This window comes from uncultured Cyclobacterium sp. (assembly GCF_963976465.1).
GTDB lineage: Bacteria > Bacteroidota > Bacteroidia > Cytophagales > Cyclobacteriaceae > Cyclobacterium.
On sequence record NZ_CAXBOC010000299.1, the window covers coordinates 1 to 7,115 of the forward strand.

Below are 7,115 nucleotides of genomic sequence, written 5' to 3' on the forward strand. Positions count from 1 at the left end.
AACAGATATGATTTACTTAGCAGAAGGAGTATTATCACCCGGAGAAGTTAGGGATGAACTCACCAATGATTTCTTAAACCAGGGTGGGCAAATGAATGATTTTGTAGAAAATGAAATTAATCGAATAGCGAATGACCCTAGTCAGTATATCGATTGGTCCATCCCCTGGAATATGACTTATAGTTATAACTTGAGTTACAGCAAAGCAACCTCTGGTACTAAAAATGTTACACAAGCCATAAATATTTCCGGAGATATCAGTCTATCGGATAAATGGAAAATAAACTTTAGCAGTGGCTACGATCTTTCTACAGCAGAAATCACCCAAACCATGATTGGCATGGCCAGAGATTTGCATTGCTGGCAAATGAATGTCAACTGGGTGCCTTTTGGCAGGTTTACTTCTTATAATATAGACATTCGAGTGAAATCAAATATTTTACGGGACTTAAAAGTTTCCAGAAGACGGTCTTTCTTTGACAGTTTTTAGGAATCACTAGGTCTTCAAAGTCTTTATCAATCCTCAGACCTGGCGATTGGCAAACTCATACACCTAGGTCCTCCAAGACCTCTGGAAAGCTCCGAAGATGGCATTTCAAACACCTCAATGCCATAATCTCTCAGCGCCTGATTGGTGTGCTTGTTTCGGTTGTAAGAAATGACCTGACCCGGCCCAATGGTAAACACATTGGCCCCATCAAACCATTGTTCTCTCAAAGCATATTCTTGATTTACCTTATCGGTCCCTATTATTTCCAATCCATCGATTTCCTTTTTGAGCACTTCCCGTAAGGTACTTTTTAAAACCTTCCGTTTTATGTTTACAACTTCACTTTTATCCTCTTTTCTGGTATAAACAGAAATATGTTGAACTGCCTGCAGTGCATCCGGGTAGGTTAGCACCCTGTTTTTATCTAAAATGGTGAAAACGGTATCCAAATGCATGAAATTTCTCTTTTTAGGGAGATGAACCTCATAAACTCTTTCAATCGGCCCATCAGCAATCAGGCTTTTGGCCACATGATATACCGCTTTTTCATCCGTCCTTTCTGAGCAGCCTATGGCTGCTGCTTTGTCTGAAAGAATGATTACATCCCCTCCCTCTATCGAATGGTTGTGGTTATTAGAAGATCCAGGATAAATTTGATGAATTTTGCTTTTAAAAAGAGAATGATTTTCGAAAATTTTACGCACCATATTGGCTTCCCTTTGACGCTCAGCCAAACGCATACTTGAAAAAACAATCCCTCCGGGCAATATGGCAGCTGTATCACGTTGAAAATACAAATTGGGACAAGGTGGGATTAAAAAAGCCAGGTCCAATAAATCTGCCAAAGCATTGGAACTTACACTGCCCCTTACCTCATGAACTTTAATACCGGCAATTAAAGCTTGCACACACTGTTCTTTGGTGAGCACACCCAATAATTCATCCGTAAGGTGATCAAGTCTGGAAACTGCCAAAGCCTCCCTTATCAGTTCATTTCTTAACTTGTCATCGGAAAGGATATCCCCTAATAATGTATCGAAATAATAAACTTCTGCCCCGCATTTTTCACGGATCAGCTTGGTAAAGACATCATGCTCCCTTTGCATTTCTTCCAGGTAGGGAACATCTTCAAATAATAACAAGTGTTTGTTATAGGGTGTCAATCGATCAATTTCTCGCCCCGGTCTATGGACAATTACTTCTTTTAAGGTCGCGAATTCAGAATTTATGGTCAAATGCATATGCACCAATTTACAACAAAACCACAATTAATAAACAATTAATCCAATTCTTTCAGCTTATTCTGTGAAATTCAGAATATTTCTTATTTTATTAGCAGCTAACATCTCTTCTTTTAAACCCTGAATATCATCTGCTGCTATCTTGTCTCTGAATGCTACCAGGTGATCTATATAACTATTGAGGGCTTCTAGCACATTGGTTTTGTTTTCTAAAAAAATAGGGCCCCACATTTCGGGGGAGCTTTTGGCCAGCCTAACAGTGGAGGTAAAACCACTCCCGGCCATGTCCAGAATATTTCTTTCATCAGCGGTTTTATCAATCACGGTTTTTCCCAAAACGAAAGAAGTTGCGTGAGATAGGTGGGAAACAAAGGCCAGATGAAGATCATGGTCTTTCGGATCCATAAAGCGCAACCTGAGGTTTAGGGCGTCAAAAATATCATAGGCCATTCCCTTTAGGTGTACATCTGTCTTTTCCATCTCACAAATGATCATCACATTCCCATCAAAAAGGTCTTCCTTTGCAGCTTTGGGGCCGGAATTTTCGGTCCCTGCAATTGGATGCACTGCCAGGTATTGCGCTCTTTTGGGGTGCGCATTCATTTGTTGGCACAGTTGGTCTTTTGTAGATCCAAAATCCATCACAAGGGTATGCGCAGCAACCTGACCTAAGGTTTTGTCCAATAGGTCAAATAAAGTATCTACCGGAGTTGCCAAAATCACCAAATCTGTATCCTGATCGGGAACAGGAAGAGATTTAGAAATAAGGCCCATTTCCAAGGCAATAGCTATATTTCGCTCATCCCTATCAAAACCTGTGATCTCCAGTTCAGGTTTTGCTTTTTTTGTTGCCAAGGCAAAAGAACCTCCCAACAATCCCAATCCTATGATATGTATTTTTTTCATAGCGTTTTGTGTTTTTTTAACCTAGCAATGGCTTCTTTAATTTTGTCTTCCTCTATGCACAAAGAAAATCGCACATAGGAAGCCCCATTGCTTCCAAATATTAAACCCGGGGTAATAAAAATATCATAATCATAAAGCAATTGATCCACTATTTCTGTTGCTTTTTTACCATCAGGCACTTTCCCCCATACAAACATACCTACAGCTTCTTCATCAACTTGCAGGTGCAATAAAGCTGCCATTTCTAATACCAATGCTTTCCTGCGGGCATATATGGCATTCATTCCGTTGATCCAAGATGGATCAAGGTTAAGGGCAGCAACAGCCCCGGCCTGTAAGCCCAAGAACATTCCTGAATCCATATTGCTCTTCACTCTTAAAACCGCTTCCAAGTAATCTTTTCTACCCACTAGCATGCCTACTCTCCATCCGGGTATATTAAAGGTTTTGCTCAAGGAGTTTAACTCCAAAGCATGATCCTTTGCATCTGGAATTGCCAATAAACTCTGTGGGGTATCATTTAAAATAAAGCTATAGGGGTTGTCTTGTACCAAAAGTATATCATGCCTTTTAGCAAAATCAATCAACTCCCCAAACAAAGCTTCATTGCCATTGGCACCTGAAGGCATATGGGGGTAATTCACCCACATCAACTTCACTTTTGAAAGGTCCATTTTCTCCAATGCTTTCCAGTCAGGTGCCCAATTTTCTGTCTCATTCAGAGAATAAAAAACCGGAATGGCATTGAGTAATTTGGTCACTGAAGTGTAAGTCGGGTATCCCGGATTGGGAACGAGCACCTCATCGCCTTCATTTAAGAAAGCCATTGAAATATGCATAATCCCTTCTTTTGATCCCATTAAAGGCAAAACTTCAGAATCAGGATCTAGTGACACTTGATAATTTCGGTTATAAAAGGCAGCAATCGCATTCCTCAATTCCGGCGTTCCTTGGTAAGACTGATACCCATGCCCGGAAGAAGTATCAGCGGTCTGCTTTAATGCATCAATGACACTTTTATCCGGGGGAAGGTCAGGACTACCTATTCCCATATTAATAATGGGCTTCCCACTTTGCCTGAGTTGGTGAACTTCTTTAAGTTTCTTGGAGAAATAGTATTCCTGAACCTCTCCGAGTCTGTCCGAAAATCCTTTCATTATTTTCTACTTTGATAAGTTCCGAAAATTTTCACTGCCCCATAGTTAGCGGCAATTGATTCCATGGCCTTATTAAACTTAGCTTCATCAGCAATAAGTGTATCGATAAAAAAGGAATATTCCCATGGCTTACTCATCACCGGTATGGATTGTATTTTTGTCAAATCAAGGTCATTGTCACTCAATACGGTAAGCAATTTGGCAAGTCCTCCTTTTTGGTTTTTTATGGTAATTTTTAAGCTTGCTTTGGTAGGTGTAGTTACAGATTGGGGCTTGTCCTTTTGCAAGATAATAAACCTTGTAAAATTATTTTTTATGGTTTGAATATCTTCAGCCAACAATTCCAAGCCATAAAACTCTGCCGCTTTTACGCTGGCTACTGCAGCCAATCCTTTTATTTTCTGTTCAGAAATGACCTTTGCAATATAGGCGGTATCTACATCATCGATAGGTTTAATGCCAAGGTGTTTAGCGAAAAAATTCTTACACTGTAGCAGAGCCATTGGATGGGACCTGGCCTCCGTAATATCAGCAAGTTGCTGCCCCGGAAGGGCCATTAAATTATGAGAGATGGGTAAATAATATTCATCGACCACATATAGCTCATGCCGGTCAATGATGTCATAGTTGGGCAATATGGCACCTGCAATTGAATTCTCTATTGCCATCACGGCCACATCTACAGCATCAGACTCCACACTTTTGGCTACTTCTTCAAAAGTATTGAAACCAAATACTTCGATATCTTTCCCAAAATATTGCTGGGCAACCTGGTGGTGAAAAGAGCCTAAAACGCCCTGTATTGCTATTTTCATTTTCGTTCTCAAAATTTAGATATAAAATGGACTGATCAAAAACACTAGGCCATATGGAGACCAGCCAACATAACCCGTATTGTCAACAGCAACACTTACCATGTGTTATTCATTGCTGAACCTTGGCTGAAGCCCCAATAAACCCCAATGTGTCCAGAACCTTGGATAAGATTTATTGACCACTTCAGGATCCTCAATTTCCAGTTCAGTTCTCGTCATTAGGGGCATAAATGCCATGGCCATCCGATGGTCATCATAGGTAGCCACCTTTACCTTATCCGGTATTTCTGAGGCGGGAACAAGAGTAAAAACCCCTGCTTTTCGTTCTTCCAACAAAGCTCCGATTTTGGATAATTCTTTTTGCAAAGCATCAATTCGATCTGTTTCTTTAATCCTTAAGCTTTCCAGACCCGAAAACTCAGATGTCTGTCCTATAAGTGCACATGTGACAGCTACTGTCTGCGCCAAGTCCGGGCAGTGGGTGAAATCAAAGCTTGGCAATCCAAGAACTTCTTTTTTCTTAAGCGATATGCCTGTTTCTTGAAATTCACTTTGTACGCCCAACTTGTCCATTATTTCCACAATCATGGCATCACCCTGCAAACTTTCAGCCTTAAGTCCCTTAAGAAAAAGCTCACCTTCCTCAGCACAGGCCAATAGGCTAAACCAATAGCTAGCACCTGACCAATCGCTTTCAACAGCAAAGGTGGTAGGAACATAAGCAGCAGGCTTTATTTCAATGCGGCTTCCTTCAAATTTATAATCAACACCAAAGGCCTTCATAAGGGATAAGGTCATGGTGATATAAGTTCTTGAACCAATTTTACCTGTAAGGTTTAAAATCAAGCCCTGAGGCAATAAGGGGGCATTCATCAACAAAGCAGAAATATATTGACTACTAACATCTCCTCTTATTTCTATTTCGTTGGTTTTTTGACCTGAAAAGTCCTCTATTGACAATGGGGGGTAACCCTCTTTTTTGAGGTATTTTATATTGGCACCGAGTTCTCTCAGAGCATCAACCAAAATACCTATGGGCCGCTCACACATACGCGGAGTACCCGTCATGATCTTCTTCTTGTTATTTAAGGCTGCATATGCTGTCAAAAAACGCATAGTAGTCCCTGCATCCAAGACATCCAGTGTTTCCGGATCATCTTGAAGCAGTCGGATCATGGTTTGCGTATCTCTGGCCTCTGCAAGGTTTGAAAGCTTATTTTCTCCTTGGGTAAGGGCATCAATGATTAATACCCTGTTGCTTTCACTTTTTGAGGATGGTAGTGGTATTTGGATTTGACCAAATGCTTCTTTTTTAGGCAGTACAATAGTATTCATGAACTTTATAAAGCTTGAAATTTAAAGGTTTAGCACAACGGTGGGAAAAAGTCCCCCAATCAATTGGATAATTGATTGTAATAATCCAAGGCTTCTGCAACTGCCTCTCTCCCTACTACTATATTGAAATCACATTCTCCAATTCTTTTGAGCAAAGAAAAATTCAACACATTTCCCTCGTTTTTCTTGTCTTGAAAACACAGGTCAATGATGGTATCAAAACCTTGTTTATCAATTTGTATTTTCCCAAACACTGACAAGAGATTCTCTTGTATGATCGCAAGTTCTTCTTTAGGCAATCGTAAAAATTTGTGGGAAAGGTAAGCCTCTGCGATCATACCAATGGCTATGGCCTCTCCATGCAATAAATGAAAAGGAGTATCCAAATAGTAGGATTCTACGGCATGCCCAATGGTATGTCCGAAATTTAATATTTTTCTTAAACCATCTTCTTTTGGATCCTTCTCTACAACATCTCTTTTGATCCCTACAGATACTGAGATGATGTCTTTCCAGGCTTGTGCCTGCCAATTTTCGGTTTTTAGGCTATTGAAATAGTTTTCATTCCTGATCAGACCATGCTTAATCACCTCAGCATATCCTGAACGCAACTCAGGTTCAGGAAGGGTATCCAAAAACTCTTCACCTATCAAAACCCCTTCTGGCTGATTGAATACACCTATATGGTTTTTGAACCCCTTGAAGTCAACGCCTAATTTCCCTCCAACACTGGCATCCACCTGAGACAATAGGGTAGTTGGCAGGTTAATAAAGCGTATCCCCCTTTTATAGGTACTGGCACAAAAGCCTCCCATATCTCCTGTCACTCCACCTCCAATATTCAGAATCAGGGTTTTACGATCAAAGCTATTTTCAGTCATCCAATCCCAAATCTTTACACAAGTATCTAGGGTTTTGTGCACCTCCCCTGCTTCAAAAGTAAAGCTTGTGTGCTCCGGAAGATGGCTAGAGACCAAAGGGTAGCAGTGTTTGACCGTATTGCTGTCCATGATGACACCAAGCTTGGAGTACTTTTTCGATTCAAGGAATCGGATCAAATCCTGCGCTATTCGGGAAGAAAATATTATTGTTTCCAAAATCTGTTTTTTTGTAAAGGTAAAAATTAAACCCGTTTTTATCCCTTAAAAACAAACCGAATGAACAAGGATAT

General features: G+C 40.4%; 6 protein-coding genes and 1 pseudogene. 1 reads left to right on the forward strand and 6 read right to left on the reverse strand.

What is annotated here, in order from left to right; translation table 11 throughout:
* A pseudogene (locus AAC037_RS15975) lies at positions 1–490 on the forward strand (LPS-assembly protein LptD); the annotation flags it as partial.
* Between the two features lie 26 nt (positions 491–516).
* Here the strand turns inward: AAC037_RS15975 and AAC037_RS15980 are convergent.
* The 6 genes from AAC037_RS15980 to aroB all read right to left on the reverse strand — a co-directional run bounded on the left by AAC037_RS15980 (position 517) and on the right by aroB (position 7,041).
* Positions 517–1,731 carry an arginine deiminase family protein gene (locus tag AAC037_RS15980; RefSeq protein WP_339903936.1) on the reverse strand — a complete coding sequence of 405 codons (1,215 nt, stop codon included), beginning with the start codon at positions 1,729–1,731 and terminating at the stop codon, positions 517–519.
* A gap of 57 nt (positions 1,732–1,788) precedes the next feature.
* Positions 1,789–2,637, reverse strand: coding sequence for a prephenate dehydrogenase (locus tag AAC037_RS15985; protein WP_339903937.1), 849 nt, complete (start codon positions 2,635–2,637; stop codon positions 1,789–1,791).
* A complete protein-coding gene (locus tag AAC037_RS15990) occupies positions 2,634–3,794 on the reverse strand; it encodes an aminotransferase class I/II-fold pyridoxal phosphate-dependent enzyme (protein WP_339903939.1) in 1,161 nt (386 codons plus the stop codon). The genes AAC037_RS15985 and AAC037_RS15990 overlap by 4 nt, the downstream gene beginning before the upstream one ends.
* Positions 3,794–4,609 (reverse strand): prephenate dehydratase, encoded by an 816-nt coding sequence (locus AAC037_RS15995; protein WP_339903940.1) that lies wholly within the window; start codon positions 4,607–4,609, stop codon positions 3,794–3,796. The genes AAC037_RS15990 and AAC037_RS15995 overlap by 1 nt, the downstream gene beginning before the upstream one ends.
* A 105-nt stretch (positions 4,610–4,714) precedes the next feature.
* A complete protein-coding gene (locus tag AAC037_RS16000; RefSeq protein WP_339903942.1) occupies positions 4,715–5,944 on the reverse strand; it encodes a 3-phosphoshikimate 1-carboxyvinyltransferase in 1,230 nt (409 codons plus the stop codon).
* Positions 5,945–6,003: 59 nt separating this feature from the next.
* Positions 6,004–7,041: a 3-dehydroquinate synthase gene (gene aroB, locus AAC037_RS16005; RefSeq protein WP_339903943.1), complete on the reverse strand. Its 1,038-nt coding sequence runs from the start codon at positions 7,039–7,041 to the stop codon at positions 6,004–6,006.
* Between the last annotated feature and the right edge of the window lie 74 nt (positions 7,042–7,115).

Excerpts from the sequence above, each read along its gene's own strand:
- AAC037_RS16000 (WP_339903942.1), bottom strand. The coding sequence starts at position 5,944 with ATGAATACTATTGTACTGCCTAAAAAAGAAGCATTTGGTCAAATCCAA.
- AAC037_RS15995 (WP_339903940.1), bottom strand. The coding sequence starts at position 4,609 with ATGAAAATAGCAATACAGGGCGTTTTAGGCTCTTTTCACCACCAGGTT.
- AAC037_RS15985 (WP_339903937.1), bottom strand. The coding sequence starts at position 2,637 with ATGAAAAAAATACATATCATAGGATTGGGATTGTTGGGAGGTTCTTTT.
- AAC037_RS15980 (WP_339903936.1), bottom strand. The coding sequence starts at position 1,731 with ATGCATTTGACCATAAATTCTGAATTCGCGACCTTAAAAGAAGTAATT.
- AAC037_RS15990 (WP_339903939.1), bottom strand. The coding sequence starts at position 3,794 with ATGAAAGGATTTTCGGACAGACTCGGAGAGGTTCAGGAATACTATTTC.